Raw genomic sequence first — 25,925 nt, forward strand, 5'->3', positions numbered from 1 at the left:
GGTTCGAACCGCCGCCAGCCGGGTACCCCGGTCCTAACCTGGTCGTCCGTTGTGCCCCGCGCCGACGGGCGACTGGGGTGAGCGCCCTTCATTGGCGGGCCCCGATCGCCCGAGCCGATGAATCGACCCGCAGCCCGCGGCTCGATGGTCAGGAGCGGTAGCGGGTCGCCAGTCGGGGAGACTGGCCACCGAATGCGGCGAGGTCGGCGTCGAACACACTCAGCAGGAGCTCGTTCTGTTCGACGCCCGGCGCGGTGACGGTCTCGCCGAGCTGAAGACCGCGAAGACTCGCGGTGACCACGTCGGCGGCGCTCATGCGCGGGGCGGCACTGAGATCCATGCCCTGCCGCTCGTGGAACTCGGTCGCGACGATGCCTGGGCACAGCGCCTGGACGTGGATTCCGTGCGGCGACAGTTCGGCATGCAGTGTCTGCGACAGCGCGACACTGTGCGCGAGGCTGGCCGCGTACACCGCACGGCGTAGCGGCACCTGCTCCAGGCTCGCCGGGCCACTGAACGCGATCATCCCGGACACGTTGACGATCTGCCCGGCGCCACGAGCGACCATGCCCGGCGCGATTGCGCGGGTCAGCAGTGTCGGCGCGAGCACCTTCACCCCGACCAGTTCCGCTGCCTGTTCCGGCGAGAGCTCGACGAACGCCCTGTAGTGCGCCACACCCGCGTTGTTGACCAGCATCGTCACCGGCAGGTCCGCGACCGCGGCAATCACCTGCTCGATGCCGTCCTGCGTCGCGAGGTCCGCGGCCACCGTCTGCACGGTGACGTCGGGGAATTCTGCCTTTAGCTCGTCGAGTCGCTCCTGTCGGCGCCCGACCGCGATCAGGTCCACACCCTGCGACGCCAGCCGGCGCGCGTACTCGCGGCCGATCCCGGACGACGCACCGGTAACTACTGCCAGCCCACTCATGTCTGTCCTCTTCTTTCGCAGCCGGATGGGCGACTGCGGGCGCTTGCGCCTTCGCTCGGAAGCGCCTGGCGCTTGGTCTGTTACCGATGATGGTCCCGCCGCCATCACGGCGGGTATGCCTTGCCGATAGTGGTCCCCGCAGGGCTACGACCAGCCGCATTCCGGCGACTTACGATCGGGACATGGCTTCCGGGAAGAACATGCTCGGCGATTTTCTCCGCGCCCGCCGCGCGCAGGTGCGTCCCGACCAGGTCGGCCTACCCGATACGGGCAACCGCCGAGTGACGGGCCTGCGCCGGGCGGAAGTGGCCATCCTCGCGGGAATCAGCGCCGACTACTACCTTCGCCTCGAACAAGGCCGCGACCGGCACCCCTCGCCGCAAATCCTGGGAGCCCTCGCTCGCGTCTTCGGGCTCGACCCGACCGGAACCGCCTACCTGCTCTCTCTCACCGAGCAAACCCCGGCACGGGTACGCCGCGGACCACGGCGCGAAACTGTCCCGGAAGGCATCCGGAAACTCCTGACCGCCCTACCGCTGCCCGCCTTCGTCGAAGGCCGCTACCTCGACGTGCTGGACGTCAACCCGCTCGCCACCGCGCTCTCGCCCCGGCTCATCCCGGGGGAAAACCGTCTTCGCGCTGTCTTCCTCGACCCGGACGAACAAGCCCTCTACCCGGACTGGGACGACACCACCGCCCGGCTCGTCGCGGGATTCCGCCGCTCCGTCGGAACCGACACCAACGACAGCCGCTTCATCAAGCTCGTCGGAGAGCTCTCCCTCACCAGCGACCGCTTCCGGACCCTCTGGGCACAGCAGGACGTCCAGGCTCAGCAGAACTGGCCGGTCGCCATCGATCATCCCCTCGTTGGGCCGCTCCGGCTCAATCGCTCGAAGCTCATCGTCGGCGACACCGCCCAGACTCTCGCCCTCGCCGTCTACCACCCCGACCCGGGAACCGACAGCGCCGACAAGCTCACCCTGCTCGCCTCCTACACGGCCTCCGCACCGGTCAGCACCAGGCCCTGAACAGAAACGTCAACCGCTGAGATTGCCCAGCTTGTCGGCGATCCGGGCCATGCCCGCCCGCAACTCCTCCGGGCTCGGCGCCGGTCGCGGCTCGGCGTGCTGTTGCACCGTCTCCGGGCCGGATTCCTCGTCGAGCAGGTCCTCGTAGTCGCCGTAGATGTCGGCGTCGTCGGACTGCACCGCGTCGTCCTCGGCGGCGATCCGGGAGGCCGCGATCTCACCCCGGATCTCGTCCGCGCTCAGCCGGGGCAGCAGGGGTTCGACCACCGCCATCAGATCCTCGTCGGCCACCACCGACTCGGCCAGGGCGAGCGCGTGCGGCCGCTCGTACGGGCCGCAGACCACCGGCTCCCACTCGTCGTCGTCGCCCAACGGGCCGAACGTGATGATCCACGGCAGGTCGTGGATCGGCGAGTCGTCCGACAGTTCCAGCGTCACTAGTGCGCCCACGCGAATCATCATCGCGGCCGATCGCCTACCTCGTAGGCATTTGCCCGAATTGCCCTAGCTTCCGGCCGTCACCGGCCAGCCGACCGAAGAAGGGTGATATCGGCCCGGCGGTCGCCTCAGCTCAGGCAGCGACAACCGCCGGGGGCCCATCGGTGGTCGCGTCGAGAGCCGGTCGACGACGAGCATCGGCCCAGCTCACACCATGATCGCGAACACCCGGCCAGCATGCCACCAAGTGGATCTTCGTCACAAGGGGCTGTGACAATCTCACTACGCGTATCGGCCGATGGCGATGCGACGCCCCGTACCCGAAACCGCCACCGACCGGGCGGCGGCGGTCAGCGGGGCTCGCCCAACCGTGGCGGGCCGGGTGGCAGCGGGTCGTCCGCCGCCAGGTCGATCACCCGACCCCGGTGACTGGTCGCCGCCAGCGCGGCGCCGAACAGCAGCAACTGGTTCAACAGGTACAGGTAGACCAGCAGGCCGACCGTACCGGCGACCGCGGTGTACGCGAGGTTCCGCTCGAACCGGATCACGTAGTAGCGACCCACCGAGTTCAGCAGGGTCACCCCCAGCGCCACCAGCAGCACCGGCGAGAACAACCGGCGCGGGGTGATCCGCAGTCGGGGCACCGCCAGCATCAGCGCCGTGGCCAGCACCATGTTGATCACGACGGCCAGCAGCCAACTGGTGATCGAAACCAGGATCGAGTGCGAACCGAACACCATCCGGAACACCGACTGGAGCGTGTCCACCGCGCCGACCGAGATGCCCAGCAGCAGGAACACACCGAGCACCACCACCAGGTCGATCAGCTGCCGGATCACCACGTAGCCGGGCTGCTGGTTGAGCCGGTAGATCAGGCGCTGCGACGAACGGATCGCCTCCACCCAGCCGACCCCGGTGATCACCAGGAGGACCACGCCGATGATGCCGACCCGCTTGGCCCCCTGCTGGATCTGCTCCGGGTCCAGGAACGGCAGATTCTGCCGGAAGAAGTGCGACGCCCCGGAGTTGACCCGGGCACTCTCGCCGAGGATCGTGCCGAAGATCCAGTACGCCACCAGGCCGAGCGCGAACACGGCAAAGAACCCGTAGTACGCGATCCCGGCGGCGAGCCGCCCGCCGAGCACCTCGACGTACCGGCCGACCGCCCGGCAGAAGTGGTCGAACACCGGCGACCGGTCCCGCCACACCCGCACCCGCCGCTCGGCGCGCGCCACCACCCGATCCAGGACGTTCACGCCGTCATCCTCGCCGATCCGACGGGTTTCGGCGCGTCGGGCACGCGACGAGACACATCCGTACGCCGCGCGGGGGCCCGCACCGGAGCTCAGCCGCCCAGCAGATAGTCCCGACGCGGCTGCCAGCGCGCCGCGCCACTGTGCGAGAAGAGGGTGAACCCGCGTACCTCGAACCGGGCCGAGAACCCGGCCAGGTCCTCGTACACCCGGTCCAACGCCTGCGCGGCGACGTCGTGCGCCACCGTGACGTGCGGGTGGTACGGGAAACGCGTGTCCCGGACCAGCCCCGGCGCCCCGTTGATCGCCTCGGCCAGCAGCTCGCACTCGCCGATCCCGGCCGCCACCGCGACGAAGACCACCTCGGTGACCGGCCGGAAGGTGCCGGTCCCCCGCAGGTGCAGGGTGTACGGCGGATGGTCGGCGGCCACCTTCTCCAGGTGTGCCTCCACCGCCGGCAGGTACTCCAGCGGGATCTCGGTCGGCCCGAGCAGGGTCAGGTGCGCCGGCACGTACGCCGCCTGCGGGTCACCCGCCTCGGCCCGGCGCCGGGTGAGCAACTCACCCCACGGTTGCGGGATGTCCACCGCGACCCCGATCCGGGTCGAGGCGCTCCCGGTCTGCTGCGACCCGTCCGTCCGAACCACGCTCCGCTCTGCCCCACCGGCCGGCGCAGGACGCCGGCCGACCCCTCAACGTCGCCGGGTCGTCCCGGGCCGGATCCGGCCGGTGTCACCCCGCCGGTCAGTCACGCCGTGCCGCCGGCAGGAACCCGATCCGGTCGTACGCGGCGGCGAGCGTGGTCGAGGCGACCGCACGGGCCTTCTCCGCACCGATCGCCAGCAGCTTGTCCAACTGGGCCGGATCGTCCAGGTAGGCGCGGGTACGTTCCTGGATCGGGGTGACGAACTCGGTCACCACCGCGGCCAGGTCCTTCTTCAGGTCCCCGTACCCCTTGCCCTCGTACGCCGAGACCAGCTCTTCGATGCTGCGGCCGGTGAGGGCCGCGTAGATGGTCAGCAGGTTCGAGACGCCGGGCTTCTGTTCCCGGTCGAAGACGATCTCGCGGCCGGTGTCGGTGACCGCCGACCTGATCTTCTTGGCCGACTTCGCCGGGTCGTCCAGCAGCTCGATCAGACCGGCCGGCGACGACGCCGACTTCGACATCTTCGCGTTCGGGTCCTGAAGGTCGACGATCTTCGCGGTGTCCCGCACGATGTACGCCGCCGGCACGGTGAAGGTCGCCCCGAACAGGGTGTTGAACCGCTGCGCCAGGTCCCGGGTCAACTCCAGGTGCTGGCGCTGGTCCTCGCCGACCGGGACCGCGTCCGCCTGGTAGAGCAGGATGTCCGCCGCCTGCAAGATCGGGTACGTGAACAGCCCGACGCTGGAGCGGTCCGCGCCCTGCTTGGCGGACTTGTCCTTGAACTGGGTCATCCGGCTGGCCTCGCCGAAACCGGTGATGCAGCTCAGCGCCCAGGCCAACTGGGCGTGCTCCGGCACCTGCGACTGCACGAACAGGGTGCACCGCTCCGGGTCCAGACCCACCGCGAGCAGCTGCGCCGCCGCGACCCGGGTCCGCTGGCGCAGCACCGCCGGGTCGTGCCCGGCGGTGATCGCGTGCAGGTCGACCACGCAGTAGAAGGTGTCGTGCGTCTCCTGCATCGCCACCCAGTTGCGGACCGCACCGAGGTAGTTGCCCAGGTGGAACGAGTCGGCGGTCGGCTGGATCCCGGACAGCACCCGAGGGCGGGCAGGAACGTCGGACATGCCGGCAATTCTGACAGCAACCCCGGACCCGCGTCATGACGGGCCCATGCCAAGTCCGCCCGGCCCCGCCACCGGCCCGCGAAACGCCGCCCTCCCGTCCCCGGCAACCTCCGCTGACCCTGTGCCGGGCAAGGACGGGTCCCGCTCCGGGCCGGAGCCGTACGCTCAGCCGGGCCGCCGCTGCTGGAGCAGGCGGGACGGGGAGATGCCGATCCGGGCCACCCGCCGGCCGTCCAGGGCGAGCACCCGCAGCACCCAACCGCTGTCGGTCCCGACCCGATCCGGTGCGCCGTCGCGGTCCGCCGGTGCCGGCTCGGCGTCGGAGTTCCGGCCGGCGTCGCTCGGGTCCACCGGGACCGGGACCTCGTCACCCGGTGCCGGCAGCCGGCCGAGGGCGGCCATCACGAACCCGCCGACCGTCTCGTACGGGCCGTCGGGCAGGGCGAACCCGGCCCGCTCGGCGAAGTCGGCCAGGTTTAGCCGGCCGTCGACCACCGCCGGTGCCCCGGCCAGCGCCGGTTCCGGCGTGGCGTCGTACTCGTCGTGGATCTCGCCGACCAGCTCCTCGATCAGGTCTTCGAGGGTGACGATGCCGGCGGTGCCGCCGTACTCGTCCACGACCACGGCCAGGTGTTGGCCTTCCCGGCGCATCTCGGTCAGCGCGGCGAGCACCCGTTTGCTGCCGGGCAGCTGCTTGACCTCGCGGGTCAGCTCGCGGATCGTCACCCGCCGGTCGTCCTCCGGATGCAGCAGCACGTCGCGCAGGTGGACGAAACCGATCACGTCGTCGTGCGGCAGGTCGACCACCGGGTAGCGGCTGTGGGTCTCGGCCCGGACCAGCTTCGCCGCCTCGTCGAGGGTCAGCCGCGCGTTGAGGAAGACCACCTCCGTACGCGGCATCATCACCTCGCGGACCAGGCTCGCCCCGGCGACCAGCACCTCGCCGATGATCCGGCGTTCCACCGGGTCGAGCAGGGTGTTCACGGCGACCAGGTCGCGCAGTTCCGCTTCGCTGATCCGTTCCCGGCCGGAGGTCGGGCTGGCCCCGAGCATCGCGGTGACCAGGCGGGTGGCCGCGTCGGCGGCGCGCACCACCACCGCGGCCAGCCCGCGGGCGACCGGGCCGGGTTGTCGAACAGGACGCCCCGGCACTCTGCGCCGGGGCCCGGTACTGCCGGATACCCGCATGTCAGAAATGGTAGACACCGGGCGGGTTCCGGACGAGGACATGCCGGACGCGACACCCTTGCTCGGTTGATGGTGGAACATGACCGGGTCGACCGGGACCGGGACCCGGTGGGGCTGGGGCAGCGTCGGCGTCGGTGACGTACGGCGGCGCCCGTAATCTGTCCCCGCACTCTCCGGGGTCCTCGCGTGCGCGGCGCACACACCCCGGCGGGCCTGGCAGGGAGGGCATCACGTGAAACTGCTCGTCACCGGCGGCGCGGGCTACATCGGCAGCATCGTCACCCGGCTCCTGATCGACGCCGGACACCGGGTGGTCGTCCTGGACGACCTGCGTACCGGCCACGTCGAGGCGCTCGCCCCGGAGGCGACCTTCGTCCAGGCCCGGATCCACGATGCCGCCCGGGTGCTCACCCCGGACGCCGGCTTCGACGGGGTGCTGCACTTCGCCGCGCTGATCGCCGCCGGTGAGTCGATGGTCCGACCGGAGATCTACTGGGAGAACAACACGATCGGCTCGCTCGCGCTGATCGACGCCGTACGCGCCGCCGGCGTACCCCGGTTCGTCTTCTCCTCGACCGCGGCGGTCTACGGCAACCCGACCGAGCTGCCCATCACCGAGCAGGCCACCAAGGCACCGACCAACACGTACGGGGCCACCAAGCTCGCCGTCGACATGGCCCTCACCTCCGAGGCGATCGCGCACCAGCTCGGCGCGGTGTCGCTGCGCTACTTCAACGTGGCCGGCGCGTACATCCGCCCCGACCTGGCGCTCGGCGAACGCCACGACCCGGAGAGCCACCTGATCCCGATCGCGCTGGACGTCGTCGCCGGCCGCCGGGAGAAGCTGCAACTGTTCGGCGACGACTACCCGACCGTCGACGGCACCTGCGTACGCGACTACATCCACGTCGAGGACCTGGCCCGCGCGCACCTGCTCGCGCTCGACGCGGCCACGCCGGGCGAGCACCGGGTCTACAACCTCGGCAACGGCAACGGTTTCTCCAACCGCCAGGTGGTCGACGTGGTCCGCGAGGTGACCGGCCACCCACTGCCGGTGGAGATGGCCCCGCGCCGGGAGGGCGACCCGGCCGCACTCGTCGCCTCGTCCGAGCGGGCCCGGACCGAGTTGGGCTGGGTGCCGGCGAAGCCGACCCTGGCCGACATGGTGACCGACGCCTGGAGCTTCTACCGCGCGCACATCCTCGCCGAGCCGGTCGAATGACCCGGACCGACCAACGCGACGTCGTGGCCGCGGTCGCCGCCCGCGCCATCGACGGCTTCACCTCCGGGTACGGCGAGCAGCCCGCCGGCGCGTGGGCCGCCCCCGGTCGGGTCAACCTGATCGGCGAGCACACCGACTACAACGACGGCTTCGTGCTGCCGTTCGCCCTGCCGCAGCAGACCGTCGTCGCCGTCACGCCCCGGCCGGAGCCGCTCTGGACGGTCTGGTCGGAGCAGTCCGGCGAGCGGATCGACCTCGACCTCGCCGACGTGGCCGAACCCGGCCGGGTCACCGGCTGGGGTGCGTACGTCGCCGGGGTGGTCTGGGCGCTGCGGGACGCCGGTTTCGACGTACCGGGGGCCAGGTTGGCGATCGCCTCCGACGTACCGCTGGGGGCCGGGCTCTCCTCGTCGGCGGCCCTGGAGTCGGCGGTGCTGACCGCCCTGGCCGACCTCGGCGGGCTGGACCTGCCGGTGGACGACCGGCCGGCGCTGGCCCAGCGAGCGGAGAACGTCTACGCCGGCATGCCCTGCGGGATCATGGACCAGTCCGCGTCGATCCGCTGCCGGGACGGGCACGCCCTCTTCCTGGACTGCCGGTCGCTGGCGGTCGAGCAGATCCCGTTCGACGTCGACGCCGCCGGGCTGGCCGTACTGGTGGTGGACAGCCGGGCCCCGCACCGGCACGTCACCGGCGAGTACGCGGCCCGCCGCGCGGCCTGCGAGGCGGCGGCCCGCGCGCTCGGCGTACCGGCGCTGCGGGACGTCCCCGCCGACGGGCTGGACGAGACACTGGCCCGGCTCGACGACCCGGTGGTCCGCCGTCGGGTCCGGCACGTGGTCACCGAGAACCGCCGGGTGCTGGAGACGGTGGCCCTGCTGCGCGCCGGCCGGGTACGCGAGATCGGGCCGCTGTTGACCGCCTCGCACGCCTCGATGCGCGACGACTTCGAGATCACCGTTCCGGAGGTCGACACCGCCGTCGAGGCCGCCCTGACCGCCGGTGCGTACGGCGCCCGGATGACCGGCGGCGGCTTCGGCGGCTGCGTCCTAGCCCTAATCGACGCAAACCGCTCCGAGCCCGTGACCGCCGCAGTCAAAAACGCATACACCGCCCAAAATTTCACAACCCCCCACACCTTCACCGCCACCCCCTCCCCCGGCGCCCACCGCCACACCTGACCCACCGACGATCTTGCAGTTGGGGTCCCTTACATATCGCCTCAAACAGGGCGAACAGTAGGACCACAACTGCAAGATCAGCGCGGAGAGTCAGGCCGTGTCGACGATCATGCCGGCGGCGACGGTGCGGTTGGTGGTCTCGTCGATGAGGATGAAGCCGCCGGTGGTGCGGTTGCGGCGGTATTCGTCGGCGAGGAGTGGGATCGTGGTCCGGAGTCGGATCCGGCCGATTTCGTTGAGGCCGAGTTCGGTGGCGGTCTCGTCGCGGTGTAGTGAGTTGACGTCGAGGCGGTAGTGGAGTTCGCGGATGACGGTCCGGGCGGTGCGGGTGGTGTGTTTGATGGCGTATTTCGCGCCGGGGCGTAGCGGCCGGCTTTCGTCCATCCAGCAGATCATCGCTTGGATGTCCTGGGCGATGGTCGGGGCGTTGTTCGGTCGGCAGATCAGGTCGCCGCGGGAGATGTCGATCTCGTCGGTGAGGCGGACGGTGACCGACATCGGTGGGAACGCCTCGGTCACGGGTCCGTCGGCGGTGTCGATGCCGGCGATCCTGCTGGTGAACCCCGACGGCAGGACCATCACCTCGTCGCCGGGTTTGAGTACCCCGGAGGCGACCTGTCCGGCGTAGCCGCGGTAGTCGGTGACCGTGGTCGACTGCGGGCGGATCACGTACTGGACCGGGAACCGGACGTCGACCAGGTTCCGGTCGGAGGCGATGTGGACCCGTTCGAGGTGGTGCAGCAGCGACGGGCCCTCGTACCAGGGGGTGTGTTCCGACCGGGTGACGATGTTGTCGCCGTGCAGGGCGGAGATCGGGACCACGGTCAGGTCGGGTGCTTCGAGTTTCGCGGCGAACGCGGTGAACTCGTCGCTGATCCGTTCGAAGACGTCCTGGGACCAGTCGACCAGGTCCATCTTGTTGACACACAGCACCAGGTGCGGCACCCGCAGCAACGAGCACAGGAACGCGTGCCGCCGGGACTGCTCGACCAGGCCCTTACGGGCGTCGACCAGGATCAACGCCAGGTCGGCGGTCGACGCACCGGTGACCATGTTCCTGGTGTACTGCACGTGCCCGGGGGTGTCGGCGATGATGAACTTCCGCCGTGGGGTGGCGAAGTACCGGTACGCCACATCGATCGTGATGCCCTGCTCCCGCTCGGCCCGCAGACCGTCGGTGAGCAACGCCAGGTTCGTGTACTCGTCCCCCCGAGCCGCACTGACCGCCTCGACGGCGGCCAACTGGTCGGTGAACAACGACTTCGTGTCGTACAACAGTCGGCCGATCAGGGTCGACTTCCCGTCGTCGACACTCCCGGCGGTGGCGAAACGCAACAGGTCCATCGCCCGACCCTCGACCGGAACCACCTCGGTGACCGCTGTGGTGCTCATCAGAAGTAGCCTTCCCGTTTGCGGTCTTCCATCGCGGCCTCGCTGACCCGGTCATCACCACGGGTCGCCCCACGCTCGGTGATCCTCGTCGCGGCGACCTCCTCGATCACCAACTCCACCGAGTCGGCGACCGAACGGACCGCCGCCGTGCAGGAGGCGTCACCGACCGTCCGGTACCTGACCCGCTCGGTAAACGGCACCTCACCACCACGCGGGGAGATGAACTCGTTCACCGCGTACAACATCCCGTCCCGTTCGATCACCTCACGCTCATGCGCGTAGTAGATCGACGGCAACGCCAACCGCTCCCTGGCGATGTAGTGCCAGATGTCGAGCTCGGTCCAGTTCGACAACGGGAACACCCGGATCGACTCACCCGGATGATGGCGACCGTTGTACAACGACCACAACTCCGGCCGCTGGTTCTTCGGATCCCACTGCCCGAAATCGTCCCGGAAGCTGAACACCCGTTCCTTCGCCCGCGCCTTCTCCTCATCCCGACGCGCACCCCCGAACAGGGCATCGAACCGGTACTTCTCCACCGCCGCCAACAACACCGGAGTCTGGATCCGGTTCCGCATCCCATCAGCGGACTCCCGCACCAACCCCGACTCCAACGCCTCCGGCACCGACGCCACCACCAACTGCAACCCCAACTCGACCACCCGCCGGTCCCGATACTCCAGAACCTCGGCGAAGTTGTGCCCCGTGTCGACGTGCATCACCGGAAACGGGATCCTGCCCGGAGCAAACGCCTTCTGCGCCAACCGGAGCATCACTATCGAATCCTTACCGCCCGAGAACAGCAACACCGGACGCTCCAGCTCGGCCACCACCTCACGCATGACGAAGATGCTCTCCGCCTCCAGAGCATCCAGATGCGACACCCGGTACGCCGCCGTGCCGTTCATGCCGCGCGTCCGCTGCATCCGCCGCCACTCATGCGCATTCCAGACCTTTCCGGTCGGTCAACCCGAGAACACTGGGGGCTAGGCTACCCGGAGGTGTCGCCGCAACGCTGTCAGCAGCCGGGTAGCAAGATCTTTCCGGCAGACCACCAGATCGGGCAGCCGGGGGTCAGCCTCGTTGTATCTCAGCGCAGAACCGTCGATTCGGGAAGCGTGCAGACCCGTGGCCGTCGCCACAGCCACCGGCGCGGCCGAATCCCACTCGTACTGACCACCCGCATGCACGTACGCGTCCACCTCACCACCGACCACCGCCGCGATCTTCGCACCCGCCGACCCCATCGGCACCAACTCCGCACCCACCTCCTCCGCCAACTCCGTCAGGAACGCCGGCGGCCGACTACGACTCGCCGCCAACCGGATCGTCCGCCCACCCGGCGCCGTCGCGGCCAGCAGATTCATCGGCGGGTACGCCGGAGGATGGTCGGTACCCAGCACCCGGTGCTGCGCCGGCAACGCCACCGCCCCGCCGACCAGACCGTGCTCGGCCGTCGCGGTACGCGCCCAGAGCGCCACGTGCACCGCCCAGTCCGACCGGCCCGGCTCGGAGAACTCCCGCGTCCCGTCCAACGGGTCGATGATCCACACCCGGTCGGCGGTGAACCTCGGCGGAGCCGCCGGCCCCAGATCGGTGGACCAGGCCCGCCGCGCCCCGTCGTCCTCCTCGGAGAGGACCGCGTCCGCCGGCCGCCAACGGGCCAGTTCCGTACGGAGCAGATCGTGCGAAACCTTGTCCCCGGCGGCCTTGAGGGCCCCCGGATCCGCGTGCCCCATCTCGGCCCGCAACTCCATCAGCGCGTCCCCGGCCTTGGCCGCCAACCAGCGGGCGAAGGCACTGTCGATCACCGGTGGCGCGGCCATCAGCGAACCGTCGGGGTCAGGGCGGCCACGGCCACCACCACACACACGATCATCGACCGCCTCCTCGCTGACGGAACCCCGCCTGGCCGCTCTCTGCGGCACACTACCGCCGGGTGTCCGGGAGTCAGGCGCTGTGGTACGCGTTTTGGGTCCACTCCACTCCCCGGACGACCACCGACTCCACCACGTCGGCCACCCGGTCGACCAGGAAATCCAACTCCTTGCGCTCCACCGGCGAGAAGTCCGAGAGCACGTAGTCCGCCGGATCCTGCCGCCCCGGCGGTCGCCCGATGCCGAACCGGACCCGTACGTAGTCCTTCGTCGCCAGCGACTTCGACATCGACCGCAGCCCGTTGTGACCGCCCTCGCCGCCACCGATCTTCACCCGCACCTGCCCGTACGGGATGTCCAGCTCGTCGTGCACCGCGATCACCTGGGCCGCCGGCACCTTGTAGAACTGGGCCAGCGCGGCCACCGGACCACCGGAAAGGTTCATGTACGTCAGCGGCTTCGCCAGCACCAGCTTCGGCCCGCCGAAACCGAGCCGCCCCTCCGCGACATCGGCCATCGCCCGCTTGTGCCGGCCGAACTTCGACCCGATCCGGGACCCGATCAGGTCGGCGACCATGAACCCGACGTTGTGCCGGTTGCCCGCGTACTCCCGGCCGGGGTTGCCCAGCCCGACCACCAGCCACGGCTCCGCCTCGTCCGCCACACCCGTCTCCCCTGCGTGTCAGCAGTACGGAACAGGCGCTCCCGACCGGGTCGGGAGCGCCTGTGTCACGACAACGATCAGGCTTGGGCCGGAGCCTCGGCCTCGGTCGCCTCGGCGGTCTCGCCCTCGGCGGTCTCGCCCTCGGCAGCCTCCTCGGACTCCTCGGCCGGCGTCTCCTCGATGACCCCGGCGCCCTCGGCCTCAAGCTGCTCGGCGGTCGGCGCACCGGTGATCACCACGAGCACCTGCTCCGGGTCGGCGATCAACTCGACGCCCTCCGGCAGCTTCACGTCGCCGGCGGTGATCTGCGAGCCGGACGGCAGGCCCTCGATCGAAAGGTCGAGGTGGTCCGGCAGCCGGGTCGCGTCGGCGCTCACCGAGAGCGTGTCGATCTGCGGCATGACCAGGGTGTCGCGGGCCGCCTCGCCGACGAGCTGCACCGGGATCTCGACCGTGACCTTCTCGCCTCGGCGGACCAGGAGCAGGTCGATGTGCTCGAAGGTGTCCTTGATCGGGTCCCGCTGGATCGCCTTGGGCAGGGCGAGCGCCTGGGTGCCGTCACTGACGTCGATGGCGAAGAGCTGGTTCGCGCCGCCACGGCGGATGGCCGCGGCGAACTCACGCGCGGGAAGCGCGATGTGCTTGGGGGCCTCACCGTGGCCATACAGCACGGCTGGCACCTTGCCGGCCCGACGGGTACGACGGGCACCACCCTTGCCGAACTCGGTACGGGGCTCGGCGCTGATCTTTACCTCGGACACGGGGAAACTCCTGATATCGTCGCTACGGCGGTACGTCGGCTGGCGGTGCTGGGGCGAGGGGCTCGCTGGGGCTCTTGCGTGCAGAACACTGCCCGGAGCACCGCGTCGATGACGGAACCTCCGTGCGGCGCTTCTGTCAGCGGCCCGCTGGGCACCCTCGCCGTGGCAACCGCACTATTCTACCCGAGGTTCCGACAAGCATTCAGCCGGTACCCCGGGTAACCACTCCAACGCCGCCACCGGCACCGGCACCGGCCGGATCCGGGCTAGCTGAGACCACCGAAAAGCGTGGTCACCGAGCCATCGTCGAACACCTCACGGATCGCCCGCGCCAGCAACGGTGCGATCGACAGTACGGTGAGCTTGTCCAACTGCTTCTCGGTCGGCAACGGCAGCGTGTTGGTGACGATCACCTCGCTGATCCGGCTGTTCTTCAACCGCTCGGTCGCCGGGTCGGACAGCAGCGCGTGGGTCGAGGCGACGATCACGTCCGAGGCGCCCGAGTCGTACAGGATGTCCGCCGCCTTGCGGATCGTGCCGCCGGTGTCGATCATGTCGTCGACGATCAGGCAGACTCGGTCCTCCACGTCACCGACCACCCGGTTCGCCACCACCTGGTTCGGCTTCAGCGGATCACGGGTCTTGTGGATGAACGCCAGCGGGCAGCCACCCAGACGGTCGGTCCAGCGCTCCGCCACCCGTACCCGACCCGAGTCGGGCGCGACCACGGTCATCGGGCGTCCGGCGTACTGGCGCTCGACGTACTCGGCCAGGATGTCCATCGCGAACAGGTGATCCACCGGGCCGTCGAAGAAGCCCTGGATCTGCGCGGTGTGCAGGTCGACGGTGAGGATCCGGTTCGCGCCAGCGGTCTTGAGCAGGTCCGCCACCAGCCGGGCCGAGATCGGCTCCCGCCCCCGGTGCTTCTTGTCCTGCCGCGCGTACGGGTAGAACGGCAGGACCACGGTGATCCGCTTGGCCGAACCGCGCTTCAACGCGTCGACCATGATCAGCGTCTCCATCACCCACCGGTTCACCCCGTGCGTGACGGACTGGACGACGAACGCGTCCGAACCGCGTACCGATTCCTTGAACCGTACGAAGATCTCGCCGTTGGCGAACTCGTACGAGTCGGAGGGCGTGGGCGCCACTCCGAGTACTTCGCCGATCTCCTTCGCCAACTCCGGGAAGCCCCGCCCGGAGAAGAGCATCAGGCTCTTGCGGTTTTCGGCGACGATGCTGCCCATCGGCTCGTCTGCTCCCGTTGGTCGGTGGTTCCCGGCGGTGGACCAGGGACTATTCGGTTGCAGTATCTCCCTTGGCCGGGCCGACGCCACCCGCATCGGTCGCCGCGTGGATTGCCTCACCCTGGCTTGCGCCGCCGGCCCCGGACGGTATGCGATCCGCCGCCCCGGCCAGGGCCCGTTCCGCCGCCTCGGCAGAACGGGTGCCGCCCCGCCGACGGGCCACCCAGCCCTCGACGTTGCGCTGCCGGCTCCGGGCCACCCCGAGCGCACCGGGCGGTACGTCGGTGTCGATCGCACTGCCGGCCGCCACGTACGCGCCCGCGCCCACCTCGACCGGGGCGATCAGGGTGGTGTCGCAGCCGATGAAGGCCGCCTCGCCGACCGTGGTGCGGCTCTTGGTCACCCCGTCGTAGTTGACGAAGATCGTCGCCGCGCCGATGTTGGCCCGGGCGCCGATCGTGGCGTCGCCGACGTACGACAGGTGCGGCACCTTGGCGCCTACGCCGACCTCGGAGTTCTTCACCTCTACGAACGTACCCACCTTGGCCTGTTCGGCAAGTCGGGCGGCCGGCCGCAGATAGGCGTACGGTCCGACGCTGGCCCGGTCGCCGATGACCGCGCTCACCGCGTGGCTGCGCAGCACCGTCGCGCCGGCTCCGACGCCGGTGTCGATCAACGTCACGTCCGGCCCGACGACCGCGCCGGTACCGATCGTGGTCGCCCCGCGCAGCTGTGTGTTCTGGTCCACCACCGCGTCCCGGTCGAGCGTCACCGTGACGTCGATCCAGGTGGTCGCGGGATCGAGCAGGGTCACCCCGGCGCGCATCCAGGCCGTGTTGACCCGGTCGCGCAGCAACTGCCGCAGCGCGGCCAGCTCGACCCGGTCGTTGCAACCGAGGGTCTCGGTGGCATCCGCGGCGACGTGCACCACCACCGGCTCGCCGCTGGCCGCAAACAGGCCGAAGACGTCGGTGAGGTACTCCTCGCCCTGGTCGTTGTCGGTGGAGAGCTTGCCGAGTGTGTCCCGCAGCCGGGCGGCGTCGAAGGCGTAGATGCCGGCGTTGATCTCGCGGATCGCGCGCTGCGCGGGCGTCGCGTCGCGCTCCTCGATGATCTGCTCCAGCCGTCCGACCCCGTCCCGGACGATCCGGCCCAGGCCGGTCGGGTCGGGCACCTCGGCGGCGAGCACGGTCGCCGCCGCGCCGGCCGTCTCGTGCGCCTCGACCAGCGCGGCGAGGGTTTCCGGGCGGAGTAGCGGCGCGTCGCCGTTGATCACGATCACCGTGCCGGCCCGGTCGGGGGCGGCGTCGAGGGCGATCCGGACGGCGTGCCCGGTGCCGCGCTGCTCGGCCTGTAGGACCGGGAAGGCGGTGGGTGCGACCTCGGCGAGGTGCCCGGTGACCTGGTCGGCGCCGTGGCCGACCACTACCAGGGTGTGGTCCGGGGCCAGCGGTGAAGCCGCGGCCAGCACGTGACCGACCAGCGTACGGCCGAGCAGGGGGTGTAACACCTTGGGCAGTGTCGACTTCATCCGCTTGCCCTCGCCGGCGGCGAGGACGACTACGGTGCGGACGCGGGGCTGGGACACGAGGGAGCTCCCGTCAGAACGGTTGGCAGTCTGCGGCCCCATGCTAGCCGCGCCACCGAACCCGGTCGCGGGGTTCCCCTGAACCGAACGAATCGGACGAAGAGGACAGCTCGGCCGCTAGGACTCGAACCTAGAAAATCGCCTCCAAAGGGCGACGTGTTGCCAATTACACCACGGCCGATCGTGACGCGCTTCAGCCTAACCCGACCCCACCACCCCGGTGAAGCCAGCGGGCGCCACTCCGGCCACAGTGCCAGCAATCACCCCTTCGATCCACACATATAGTTCGCGGCTCCGGGGCACCCGTACCACCAGGCAGCCGCGGTAGTCGGCGCCCGTGTTGAGCCGGTTCGTCTTTGGTTGGTGTCGCTTGATCTGGGGCGGACGAAACAGCTCCGCCCCGATCCCCAGTCGCTCGGCCCACCACCGGCCCGCCTCGGCCGCGTCGGCGGTCTCGTGGATGCTGAGCCGGTAACGCAATTCGCCACGGGTCATCCCCGTTGCCTCGACAAACCGTAGGAAGAGTTCCACCAGACGCGGATCGCTGTTGACGAAGGTCAGCTCGTACTGCTTACGGTGCGGCTTGTTCTTGGCCCCCTCACACCAGTACATGAGGGCGCCGACCAGCATCAGTTCGCGAAGGTCGAGGTCACCGGCCCACTTCAGGGCCCGCTGGCGCAGCGCGTCCTCCCGGTCCGCTGCCGCATCCCGCCGCTGCTCCGCCTTTGCCGCCCGCAGCACGGCGGCTCGCGCATGCCGTTGCTTCACCTGCGGCGAGTCGGGGTCCAGCGGCAGGTGTCGGACCCACTGGTAGGCGGTGGACTTGGCGACGCCGAGCTCGGTCGCGATGTCCGTCACCGACCAGCCGGTCTCCCGCAACCGCAGTGCCCGTTCCCGCAGCTCGTCCTTGGCGTTCGGCCGCCGGGTCCACTCCGGCGCCGGGACACCGCGCAGCAGCTCGTACAGCCGGTCTTTGCCGATGCCCAGGCGTTGCCGGATCTGGGCCACGGCAAGGCCCTCGACGGTGCGCAGCCGCCGCGCCTCGGCGGCGAGATCGTCGGTCATGAGCAGCAGATTAGTACAGACGTACGACAGGTTTCGGCGGGACCTCGCGGGGAACTGTCGGGAAGGCATCCGTAGCGAGTTACGGTGCCGTAGGTTACGGTGACGTAGGCGTAAGTTTGCCGCTCTCGTTCCCCGTCTCCGCCCAGCGAGGTGCCATGTCGACCACCCTGACCGGATCGCCCACGGAAACCACCGACAGAGGGCCGAAGCCGCTCACCGAAGGTAAGCAGCCGACGGGCATCCTGATCGCCCTGTGGTCCTTTGTCATCGTTCCGTTCGTCGCCCTGGTCGCCGCCGTTCCGGTGGCCTGGGGCGGCTGGCTGACCTGGACCGACGTCGCGATCGCCGCGGTCTGGTACGTGGTCGCCGGGATCGGCATCACGGTCGGCTTCCACCGCTACTTCACGCACGGGTCGTTCAAGGCCAAGCGGTGGCTGCGGGTGACCCTGGCGGTCGCGGGTTCGTTCGCGGTCCAGGGCAACATCACCCAGTGGGTGGCCGACCACCGCCGCCACCACGCGTTCTCCGATGTGGAGGGTGACCCGCACTCGCCGTGGCGGTTCGGTGAGAGCGTCTGGGGTCTGACCAAGGGCCTCTTCTTCGCGCACATGGGCTGGCTGTTCCACCGTGAGCTGTCCAACCGGGAGCGGTTCGCCCCGGACCTGCTGGCGGACAAGGACATCAGCCGGGTCGACCGGCTCTTCCCGCTGCTGGTGGGCATCTCGCTGCTCGCCCCGGCCGCCGTCGGTGGCCTGGTCACCTGGTCCTGGCAGGGCGCGCTGACCGCGTTCTTCTGGGCCGGGCTGGTCCGGGTCGGCCTGCTGCACCACGTGACCTGGTCGATCAACTCGGTCTGCCACGTCTACGGGGAGCGCCCGTTCGAGGTGCGCCAGGGTGACAAGGCGTCGAACTTCTGGCCGCTGGCGATCCTCTCCTTCGGGGAGAGCTGGCACAACCTGCACCACGCCGACCCGACCTGTGCCCGGCACGGGGTGCTGCGCGGGCAGGTGGACATCTCGGCGCGGGTTATCTGGGTCTTCGAAAAGACCGGTGCGGCGTTCGACGTACGTTGGCCGAAGCCGGATCGGATCGCGGCGAAACTGGTGAAACCGGCCGCTCCGCAGTGACCGCCTCGCGCCGGGCACCCTTCCGGGAACTGCCACCTGGCAGGATGGCCGGGTGACAGAGAGCCCGAGCAGCAGCGGGGGCAGCGGGCGTGGGCGACCGCCGGCGGCGCCAACCAAGCAAAGTTCCAGGGTACGGATGTCAGCGGCGCAACGCCGCGAACAGTTGATTGCCATCGGCCGACAGATCTTCGCCGAGCGGGGTTTCGATGCCACCTCCATAGAGGAGGTGGCGTCCCGGGCCAAGGTGTCCAAGCCGGTGGTGTACGAGCACTTCGGTGGCAAGGAGGGCCTCTACGCGGTAGTGGTCGACCGGGAGGTCCGGGCTCTGCTGGACCGGGTGGCGGCCGCGCTGACCGCCGGTCATCCGCGCGAGTTGCTGGAGCAGGCCGCGCTGGCGCTGCTCGGTTACATCGAGGAGGAAACCAGCGGTTTCCGGGTCCTGGTGCGCGAGTCGCCGGTGATGTCGGCGACGGGGAACTTCAGCAGTGTGCTCAACGACGTGGCGCACCAGGTGGAGCACATCCTGGGTGCCGAGTTCTCCAGTCGTGGTTACGACCCGAAGCTGGCCGAGTTGTACGCGCAGGCGTTGGTCGGCATGGTCGCGCTGACCGGCCGGTGGTGGCTGGAGGTACGCAAGCCGCGCAAGGAGACGGTGGCCGCGCACCTGGTCAATCTGGCCTGGCACGGGCTTTCTCACCTGGAGGCGAAGCCGACCCTGCTGACCCGCCGGGGTCGTTGACGTTCTCGTCCCGGTGCACGGTATCGGGTCAGCCGGGTGAGGATTCGGACGAGGCGGCCCGCCGGTATCGCCGTTCCTCATCGGCGTACTCCGGCGGTCCGACCTTGTCGTAGAGGCCGGTGGCGAGGGTGATCAGGCCGAAGATCAGTGACACCACGACGGTGGCGACGGAGAAGTTGAGGATGTTCGCGTCGGTCTGCAACACGCTGAGCATGATCAGGCCGACGACCAGGAAGACCACGCCGGCGGTCAGGTTCATGAGGTGGCCGAGGTTGCCCCGGCGGGATGCGCCGATCATGATGACGATCCCGAAGAACACCGACACGATCGAGAAGGCCAGGTTGGTACGCAGGCCGAGGGCGTAGTCGTTGTCCCGGCCGAAGAGTGGCTGCCCGGCGGTCGCGACGATGCCGAAGATCCCAAAGATCAGGATGTAGAGGCCGACAAGTCCGGAGATGACCCGGTAGAGCGTGCGCGCCGGGTGGTTGATGGGGATGTGCGCCACCGGCTCCTCCTCCCGTTCGGGCGACGATTCTTCCGAATTGTCACCCAGATCGGGAGGTGGTTTCCGGTGAACGCGGATCCGCCCCGGTCAGCGCACCCGGCGCCGGTGCCGGTCAGAGGACCAGGCGCCCGTCCCGCCAGGCGCGGGCCTCCTCCTCGGAGCCGACCCGGCCGTACATGCCGGCCATCAGCAGGACCAGCCCGATGAGCATGGTGACCACGACACCGGGGATGGTGAAGTTGAGGTAGTTGGCGTCGGTCCGGATCACCGCGAGGCCGGCCAGGCTGACCACCATCAGCAGGTAGCCGAACCACTTGTTGACCGCGGCGTCGATGTTGCGGCCCAGGCCGGTGGCGATCAGGATGATCATGCCGAGCACCACGGCGACCACCGAGTGACCGAGGTTGGTGCCCTGGCCGAGCACGGTGGTGTTCTGGTCCTGGGCGAACACCTCGTTGCCACCGGTCTCGATGAGCCCGAGGACACCGAAGATGACCAGGTATAGACCGGTCAGGCCGCCGATCGCCCGGTAGATCGGGCGCGCGGGGTGGTTGACGGGGTTGTGCGCCATAGTCGTAACTCTCCAACGCCGTTCCGGTGGGGGTCGTCAACCATTGTCCCGCACGCGACGGTGTGACGCCGCACACGCCCGGCCCCCACCGTCGCGCCCGCCCCGGTCAGGACCCCGGCACCTGCTCGGCCAGGGCCAGCCAGCTTTCCTCGATCTGCTCCCGCTCGGCCCGTACGGCGCGCAGTTCACCGTCCAGCTCGGCGACCTTGGCGTAGTCGGTGGCGTACTCGGCCAGCTGGCCGTGCAGGGCCGACTCGCGCTGGTCCAGCTTGCCGATCTGCCGCTCCAGCTTGCTCAGTTCCTTCTTCGCCAGCCGTACCTCGGCGGCACTGAGCTGGGCGGGACCGCCGCCGTCGCCGTTGGTACCGGCACCGGCCACCGGCGTGGTGGCGGTGACCGAGGCCACGGTCGCCGTCTGGGTCCGGCCGCCCTGACCCGACTCGGCGCGGGCGAGGTACTCGTCGATGCCGCCGGGCAGGTGGATCAGCCGCCCGTCGCCGAACATGCCGTAGACCACGTCGGTGACCCGCTCGATCAGGTAGCGGTCGTGGCTGGACACGATCACCGTGCCGGGCCAGGAGTCGAGCAGGTCCTCCAGCGAGGCCAGGGTGTCGGTGTCGAGGTCGTTGGTGGGCTCGTCGAAGAGCAGCACGTTCGGCTCGCCGGCGAGCAGCCGGAGTATCTGCAACCGGCGCCGTTCGCCACCGGAGAGGTCGCCCACCGGGGTCCAGAGCCGGCGGTCGTCGAAGCCGAACACCTCGGCGAGCTGCGACGCGGCCAGTTCACGGTCGCCGAGCACGACCCGCCGGGCCACCTCCTCGACCGCTTCGAGCACCCGCAACTGGTTAGGCAGTTCGGAGAGTTCCTGGGAGAGGAACGCCGGCCGGACGGTGGAGCCGGTGTTGATCCGGCCCGTCGCCGGTTCGAGTATCCCGGCGAGCAGGCGCAGCAGGGTGGTCTTGCCGGCACCGTTGGCGCCGACGATGGCGATCCGGTCACCGGGGCCGACCTGCCAGGTCAGGTCGTCCAGGATCAGTTTCGGACCGGCCATCAGGGTGACGTTCTCCAGGTCGTACACCTGCTTGCCCAGCCTGGACGTGGCCATCCGTTGCAGCGACATGGTGTCGCGCGGCGGTGGTACGTCGGCGATCAGCGCGTTCGCGGCGTCGATCCGGAACTGGGGCTTGGAGGTCCGGGCCGGCGGGCCCCGGCGCAGCCAGGCGATCTCCTTGCGGAGCAGGTTCTGCCGGCGGGCCTCGGTGGCGGCGGCGACCCGTTCGCGTTCGACCCGGGCCAGCGTCCAGGCGGCGAAGCCGCCCTCGTAGGCGCGTACGGTCTGGTCGCCGACCTCCCAGGTGGTGGTGCAGACCGCGTCGAGGAACCAGCGGTCGTGGGTGACGACCACCAGCGCGCCCCTGCGGTTGACCAGGTGCCGGGCCAGCCAGTCGACTCCGGCGACGTCGAGGTGGTTGGTCGGTTCGTCCAGGATCAGCAGGTCGGCGGTGCGGACCAGGAGCGCGGCGAGCGCGACCCGGCGCCGTTCGCCGCCGGACATCGGCCCGACCGGCTGGTCCAGCCCGAGGTACGGCATGCCGAGCCCGTCGAGGATGCCGCGTACTCCGGCGTCGCCGGCCCACTCGTGCTCGGCGCCCATGCTCTGGTCCAGCCAGGCGGTGCCGAGCACCACGTCCCGTACGGTCGCCTCGGCGGTCAGGTTCAGGGTCTGCGGCAGCCAGGCCACCCGCAGGTCGCGGCGGTGGGTGACCCGCCCGTTGTCCGGTTCCTCCAGCTTGGTGAGCAGGCGGAGCAGGGTCGACTTGCCGGCCCCGTTGAGCCCGACGACGCCGATCCGGTTGGCGTCGTCGAGGCCGAGGGACACGTCGGTGAGCAGTTGCCCGGCCGCGCCATAGCCCTTGGACACCCGGTCCAGGTTGACGATGTTGGCCACGGGGGCCCACCTTTCATGATCAAAGGCGCTCCGGGTGCCGGTCGGGCCGGCACGCGAAGACGCCTGGAGTAATCAAGCGTACGCGGGTGGCGTACCCGTCGGCCGGTCAGATCACCCGCGCGCCGGGCACCGGGCCGGTGGCCGTACGGGCGGCCCGGCAGACCCCGGCGGCCTCCAGTTCGGCGGCGATCCGGCTGGCCCCGGCGGCGTCGGCGGCGAGAAAGACGCAGGTGGGGCCGGAGCCGGAGACCATGCCGGCGAGCGCACCGGCGGCCTCGCCGGCCTTCAGCGTCTCGGCCAGGGCGGGGCGCAGCGACCGGGCGGCGGCCTCCAGGTCGTTGCCGAGGGTCCCGGCGAGTACGGCCGGGTTGCGCTGGCGCAGCGCGGCGAGCAGCCCGTCGGCGTTCGGCAGCGGTGGCGGGGCGGCGCCGTCGGCCCGCAGCCGGTCCAGTTCGCGGTACGCGGTCGGGGTGGACAGGCCGCCGTCGGCGATCGCGACGACCCAGTGCCAGGTGGTCGGCCGGGCCAGTACCGGGCTGACCGTCTCGCCCCGGCCGGTGCCGAGCGCGGTGCCGCCGTAGATCAGGAACGGTACGTCGGAGCCGAGGTCGGCGGCGATCGCGGCGAGCTGGTCCCGGGACAGGTTCGTGCCCCAGAGCGTGTCGCAGGCGACGAGTGCGGCGGCGGCGTCGGCGCTGCCGCCGGCCAGTCCGGCGGCGAGCGGGATCTGCTTGCGCAGGTGCAGCCGGGCGTGGGCGGGCATCCCGGTGTGCGCGGCGAGGGCGCGGGCGGCCCGGATGACCAGGTTGTCGTCGTCCAGGGCCAGTTCGCCGGTCCCCTCGCCCTCCATGGTGAGGGTCAGGGTGTCACCGCGCCGCGCGGTCAGCTCGTCGTAGAGCGCGATGGCGTGGTAGACGGTGTTCAGCTCGTGGTAGCCGTCGGGACGCAGCGGGCCGACCCCGAGATGCAGGTTGATCTTCGCCGGGACGCGGACCCGGACCGGCCCGGTCGCACCGCGCCGGGACCGCTCGTCGTCGTCGCCGGGTCGCCATGCCTCGGTCACCGGGCACGGCCCCGGACCCGTGGCGCCACCGCCGGGGTGGCGTCGGGTGGGGACGGTAGGGACCTCGTCGACAGCACGGGCGCCAGCCTACTCGGCGCGTTCGGGGGCGGCCGGGGCCGACGCGGCGATCGCGGCGAACTGCTCCACGGTGAGCGCCTCGCCGCGGGCGCCGGGGTCGACGCCGGCCGCGGTGAGCGCCGCCGCCGCCCGGTCCGCGCCACCGGCCCAGCCGGCGAGCGCGGCGCGCAGGGTCTTGCGGCGCTGCGCGAAGGCCGCGTCCACCACCGCGAAGACCTTCTTTCGGGGTACGTCGACGCGGGGCGGCTCCCGGCGGGTGAAGGCGACCAGGCCGGAGTCGACGTTCGGTACCGGCCAGAACACGTTCGGTGGGACCTTGCCGGCGCCACGGGCGGTGGCGTACCAGGCGAGTTTCACCGAGGGGATGCCGTACGTCTTGGAGCCGGGGCCGGCGACCAGACGGTCGGCGACCTCCTTCTGCACCATCACCAGTCCCCGGCGCAGGGTGGGCAGTTCGGCGAGCAGGTGCAGCACCACCGGCACCGCCACGTTGTACGGCAGGTTCGCGACCAGCGCGGTCGGTGCGGGTTCGCCGAGTTGGGCAGCGGTGATCCGGAGCGCGTCGGCGGTGTGCACGGTGAGCCGGTCGACGGCGGTGCCGGCCCGGTCGGCGACGGTCGCCGGCAGCGCGGCCGCCAGCGTCGGATCGATCTCCACCACGTGTACCCGCGCCGCCGCCGTGAGCAGCCCGAGGGTGAGTGAGCCCAGTCCCGGGCCGACCTCCAGGGCCACGTCGTCCGGGGTCAGTTCGGCGGCGGCCACTATCCGCCGCACGGTGTTGGGGTCGTGGACGAAGTTCTGGCCCAGTTTCTTGGTCGGCGCGACGCCGAGGCGGGCGGCCAGTTCCCGGATCTCCGCCGGGCCGAGGAGTCCGGTCATGAGGCCAGAGCCTACGGTGCGGCGTCGGGCGACCGGCCGGCACGCCGAGTCGGGAACCGGAGGGCCGTCGACCGCCACCGCCGGGAACTACCGGTCCGACACCTCGCGTACAACTCCGCTTTCCCCACGAGCTACCCGAAATCAGGACATGACGGCGTTGCTGCGCGGCGTTCCGTACCCCACGCTGGTCACCGTGGACCGACCGAACCCGATGATGCCCACCCGTCGCGGCCGGACGATCGCGGCGTCGATCTCCGGCGCCCCGTCGACCGTCTCCCCCGCGTGATGGCTTCCGGCCCGTACGACCTCGACCCGACCGACCGGCGCATCGTCGCCGCGCTCCAGGTCAACGGCCGGGCAAGTTGGACGGAGATCGCGGCGCTGATCGGGACCTCGGTGACCACGGTGGCCCGCCGGGCCCAGCAACTGATCGCCGACGGGCTGGTCAAGGTGGCGGTCGCGCCGCAGCCCGGTGGCGGCCCGGCCGACCTGCTGATCGTCCGGGTGCGCTGCGCACCGGGCAGTCAACTGCCGACCGCGCGGGCGTTGGCCGCCCGACCCGAGGTGCGCTTCGTCGCCGTGCTGACCGGCGCCCACGACCTGGTCGCCGAACTGCTGGTGCCGAGGGGGACCAGCATGCACAGCGTGCTCACCGGGGTGCAGCGGATTCCGGGTGTCCAGGCGACCATCGCCGACCTGCTGCTGCACACGTACAAGTCGGACCACGAGTGGAGTCGCCGGCTGCTCGGCGACGACAGCCGGCCGCCGACGCCGCCGGTGCACGACTGTCCGCCGGACCACCTGGACGAGGTGGACGAACGGATAGTCGCCGCCCTGCGACACGACGGCCGGGCCAGCTTCCACGGCGTCGCGCTCGGCCTGGGCATCAGCGAGAGCACCGTCCGGCGCCGGTTCGAGGCCCTGCACGGTTCCGGCTGCGTACAGGTGATCACGCTGGTGCCGGCGGCGGCGCTCGGGTTCCAGGCGGAGCTGCTGTTCTGGCTCTCGGTCACCCCGGCCCGACTGGAGGCGGTGGCCCACGAGCTCGCCGCGTTGGCCGGGGTGCGTTACGTCGCCGCGACCCTCGGCCAGGAGTCGCTGATGTGCGAGGTGATCCTGCCGACCCACGCCGACGTGCTGGAGTTCACCACCCGGACACTGGCCCGGATCGACGGCGTCCGGTCGTGGAGCGCCGGGGTGGAACTGCTCACCGTGAAACGCGGTTTCGTCCCCACCCCGTGGACGCCCGGCCGGGCCGGCACCGGGCCCGGTGCCCGCACCACGGCCGGCGGCGGGACCGAGGCCGCCACCGTCGGCGAGGACGGCGTACCCCGTCCACGGGGGATGCGCGGCGGCCGGCGTACGCCGAGGGTGTCCGCCCGGCGCGGCTGACCGCGCCGGCCCGCGGAC

General features: G+C 70.5%; 26 protein-coding genes and 1 tRNA gene. 7 read left to right on the plus strand and 20 right to left on the minus strand.

Features of this window, described 5'->3' with window-relative positions; genetic code table 11:
- Positions 1-148: 148 nt before the first annotated feature.
- The gene (locus tag OG792_RS29945) at positions 149-928 is read right to left on the minus strand and encodes an SDR family NAD(P)-dependent oxidoreductase (RefSeq protein ID WP_329104525.1); all 780 of its coding nucleotides are present in this window, start codon (positions 926-928) and stop codon (positions 149-151) included.
- A 182-nt stretch (positions 929-1,110) separates the two neighbouring features.
- On the opposite strand from OG792_RS29945, the gene OG792_RS29950 reads away from it, so the two are divergent.
- Positions 1,111-1,956 (plus strand): helix-turn-helix domain-containing protein, encoded by an 846-nt coding sequence (locus tag OG792_RS29950; protein WP_329104527.1) that lies wholly within the window; start codon positions 1,111-1,113, stop codon positions 1,954-1,956.
- A 9-nt stretch (positions 1,957-1,965) separates the two neighbouring features.
- Here OG792_RS29950 and OG792_RS29955 read toward each other — a convergent pair whose 3' ends face one another.
- The 5 genes from OG792_RS29955 to OG792_RS29975 form a co-directional block, all read right to left on the minus strand.
- Complete coding sequence (locus OG792_RS29955; protein WP_329104529.1) at positions 1,966-2,406, minus strand: hypothetical protein; 441 nt, start codon at positions 2,404-2,406, stop codon at positions 1,966-1,968.
- Between the two features lie 338 nt (positions 2,407-2,744).
- Positions 2,745-3,650 carry a YihY/virulence factor BrkB family protein gene (locus OG792_RS29960; RefSeq protein ID WP_329104531.1) on the minus strand — a complete coding sequence of 302 codons (906 nt, stop codon included), beginning with the start codon at positions 3,648-3,650 and terminating at the stop codon, positions 2,745-2,747.
- An 89-nt stretch (positions 3,651-3,739) separates the two neighbouring features.
- A complete protein-coding gene (locus tag OG792_RS29965) occupies positions 3,740-4,294 on the minus strand; it encodes a 2'-5' RNA ligase family protein (protein ID WP_329104532.1) in 555 nt (184 codons plus the stop codon).
- Positions 4,295-4,391: 97 nt separating this feature from the next.
- A complete protein-coding gene (gene trpS / locus OG792_RS29970; protein ID WP_329104534.1) occupies positions 4,392-5,417 on the minus strand; it encodes a tryptophan--tRNA ligase in 1,026 nt (341 codons plus the stop codon).
- A 165-nt stretch (positions 5,418-5,582) separates the two neighbouring features.
- Positions 5,583-6,605: a hemolysin family protein gene (locus tag OG792_RS29975; RefSeq protein ID WP_329104536.1), complete on the minus strand. Its 1,023-nt coding sequence runs from the start codon at positions 6,603-6,605 to the stop codon at positions 5,583-5,585.
- 232 nt (positions 6,606-6,837) lie between these two features.
- Here OG792_RS29975 and galE point away from each other — a divergent pair, with 232 nt between their 5' ends.
- Together galE and galK are read left to right on the plus strand one after the other, a co-directional pair.
- Positions 6,838-7,827 carry a UDP-glucose 4-epimerase GalE gene (gene galE, locus OG792_RS29980; protein WP_329104538.1) on the plus strand — a complete coding sequence of 330 codons (990 nt, stop codon included), beginning with the start codon at positions 6,838-6,840 and terminating at the stop codon, positions 7,825-7,827.
- Complete coding sequence (gene galK, locus OG792_RS29985) at positions 7,824-9,008, plus strand: galactokinase (RefSeq protein ID WP_329104540.1); 1,185 nt, start codon at positions 7,824-7,826, stop codon at positions 9,006-9,008. The genes galE and galK overlap by 4 nt, the downstream gene beginning before the upstream one ends.
- 90 nt (positions 9,009-9,098) lie before the next feature.
- Here the strand turns inward: galK and OG792_RS29990 are convergent, their stop codons facing one another.
- The 9 genes from OG792_RS29990 to OG792_RS30030 form a co-directional block, all read right to left on the minus strand.
- Positions 9,099-10,400, minus strand: coding sequence for a sulfate adenylyltransferase subunit 1 (locus tag OG792_RS29990; protein WP_329104541.1), 1,302 nt, complete (start codon positions 10,398-10,400; stop codon positions 9,099-9,101).
- Positions 10,400-11,311 carry a sulfate adenylyltransferase subunit CysD gene (cysD, locus tag OG792_RS29995; protein WP_329104543.1) on the minus strand — a complete coding sequence of 304 codons (912 nt, stop codon included), beginning with the start codon at positions 11,309-11,311 and terminating at the stop codon, positions 10,400-10,402. Before cysD ends, OG792_RS29990 begins: the two co-directional genes overlap by 1 nt.
- A gap of 78 nt (positions 11,312-11,389) precedes the next feature.
- On the minus strand, positions 11,390-12,229 hold the full coding sequence (locus OG792_RS30000) for an inositol monophosphatase family protein (protein WP_329104545.1): 840 nt from the start codon (positions 12,227-12,229) through the stop codon (positions 11,390-11,392).
- 124 nt (positions 12,230-12,353) lie between these two features.
- Complete coding sequence (pth, locus tag OG792_RS30005) at positions 12,354-12,944, minus strand: aminoacyl-tRNA hydrolase (RefSeq protein ID WP_329104547.1); 591 nt, start codon at positions 12,942-12,944, stop codon at positions 12,354-12,356.
- A gap of 77 nt (positions 12,945-13,021) precedes the next feature.
- Positions 13,022-13,705, minus strand: coding sequence for a 50S ribosomal protein L25/general stress protein Ctc (locus OG792_RS30010; protein WP_329104549.1), 684 nt, complete (start codon positions 13,703-13,705; stop codon positions 13,022-13,024).
- Between the two features lie 266 nt (positions 13,706-13,971).
- Positions 13,972-14,952, minus strand: a complete 981-nt coding sequence (locus tag OG792_RS30015) for a ribose-phosphate diphosphokinase (protein WP_329104551.1) — start codon at positions 14,950-14,952, stop codon at positions 13,972-13,974.
- A 49-nt stretch (positions 14,953-15,001) separates the two neighbouring features.
- Positions 15,002-16,582: a bifunctional UDP-N-acetylglucosamine diphosphorylase/glucosamine-1-phosphate N-acetyltransferase GlmU gene (gene glmU / locus OG792_RS30020; protein ID WP_329104553.1), complete on the minus strand. Its 1,581-nt coding sequence runs from the start codon at positions 16,580-16,582 to the stop codon at positions 15,002-15,004.
- Positions 16,583-16,649: 67 nt separating this feature from the next.
- Positions 16,650-16,721, minus strand: a tRNA-Gln gene (locus tag OG792_RS30025).
- 17 nt (positions 16,722-16,738) lie between these two features.
- Entirely contained in the window at positions 16,739-17,605 is an 867-nt protein-coding gene (locus OG792_RS30030; RefSeq protein ID WP_329104555.1) for a helix-turn-helix domain-containing protein, read from the minus strand.
- 155 nt (positions 17,606-17,760) lie between these two features.
- On the opposite strand from OG792_RS30030, the gene OG792_RS30035 reads away from it, so the two are divergent.
- Positions 17,761-18,732: an acyl-CoA desaturase gene (locus OG792_RS30035; protein WP_329104557.1), complete on the plus strand. Its 972-nt coding sequence runs from the start codon at positions 17,761-17,763 to the stop codon at positions 18,730-18,732.
- A gap of 52 nt (positions 18,733-18,784) precedes the next feature.
- Positions 18,785-19,471: a TetR/AcrR family transcriptional regulator gene (locus tag OG792_RS30040; protein WP_329104559.1), complete on the plus strand. Its 687-nt coding sequence runs from the start codon at positions 18,785-18,787 to the stop codon at positions 19,469-19,471.
- A 28-nt stretch (positions 19,472-19,499) separates the two neighbouring features.
- Here the strand turns inward: OG792_RS30040 and OG792_RS30045 are convergent, their stop codons facing one another.
- From OG792_RS30045 to rsmA, 5 genes are all read right to left on the minus strand, one after another.
- Positions 19,500-19,976 carry a DUF4383 domain-containing protein gene (locus OG792_RS30045; RefSeq protein WP_329104560.1) on the minus strand — a complete coding sequence of 159 codons (477 nt, stop codon included), beginning with the start codon at positions 19,974-19,976 and terminating at the stop codon, positions 19,500-19,502.
- 112 nt (positions 19,977-20,088) lie between these two features.
- Entirely contained in the window at positions 20,089-20,547 is a 459-nt protein-coding gene (locus tag OG792_RS30050; protein WP_329104562.1) for a DUF4383 domain-containing protein, read from the minus strand.
- 106 nt (positions 20,548-20,653) lie between these two features.
- Complete coding sequence (locus OG792_RS30055; RefSeq protein ID WP_329104564.1) at positions 20,654-22,495, minus strand: ABC-F family ATP-binding cassette domain-containing protein; 1,842 nt, start codon at positions 22,493-22,495, stop codon at positions 20,654-20,656.
- Positions 22,496-22,601: 106 nt separating this feature from the next.
- The gene (locus tag OG792_RS30060; RefSeq protein ID WP_329104566.1) at positions 22,602-23,558 is read right to left on the minus strand and encodes a 4-(cytidine 5'-diphospho)-2-C-methyl-D-erythritol kinase; all 957 of its coding nucleotides are present in this window, start codon (positions 23,556-23,558) and stop codon (positions 22,602-22,604) included.
- Between the two features lie 87 nt (positions 23,559-23,645).
- Entirely contained in the window at positions 23,646-24,515 is an 870-nt protein-coding gene (rsmA, locus tag OG792_RS30065; protein ID WP_329104568.1) for a 16S rRNA (adenine(1518)-N(6)/adenine(1519)-N(6))-dimethyltransferase RsmA, read from the minus strand.
- Positions 24,516-24,663: 148 nt separating this feature from the next.
- On the opposite strand from rsmA, the gene OG792_RS30070 reads away from it, so the two are divergent.
- On the plus strand, positions 24,664-24,801 hold the full coding sequence (locus tag OG792_RS30070) for a hypothetical protein (protein WP_329104570.1): 138 nt from the start codon (positions 24,664-24,666) through the stop codon (positions 24,799-24,801).
- A complete protein-coding gene (locus OG792_RS30075) occupies positions 24,801-25,907 on the plus strand; it encodes an Lrp/AsnC family transcriptional regulator (protein WP_329104572.1) in 1,107 nt (368 codons plus the stop codon). The genes OG792_RS30070 and OG792_RS30075 overlap by 1 nt, the downstream gene beginning before the upstream one ends.
- Positions 25,908-25,925: the final 18 nt, after the last annotated feature.

This window comes from Micromonospora sp. NBC_01699, assembly GCF_036250065.1.
In the GTDB taxonomy this organism is placed as follows: domain Bacteria; phylum Actinomycetota; class Actinomycetes; order Mycobacteriales; family Micromonosporaceae; genus Micromonospora_G.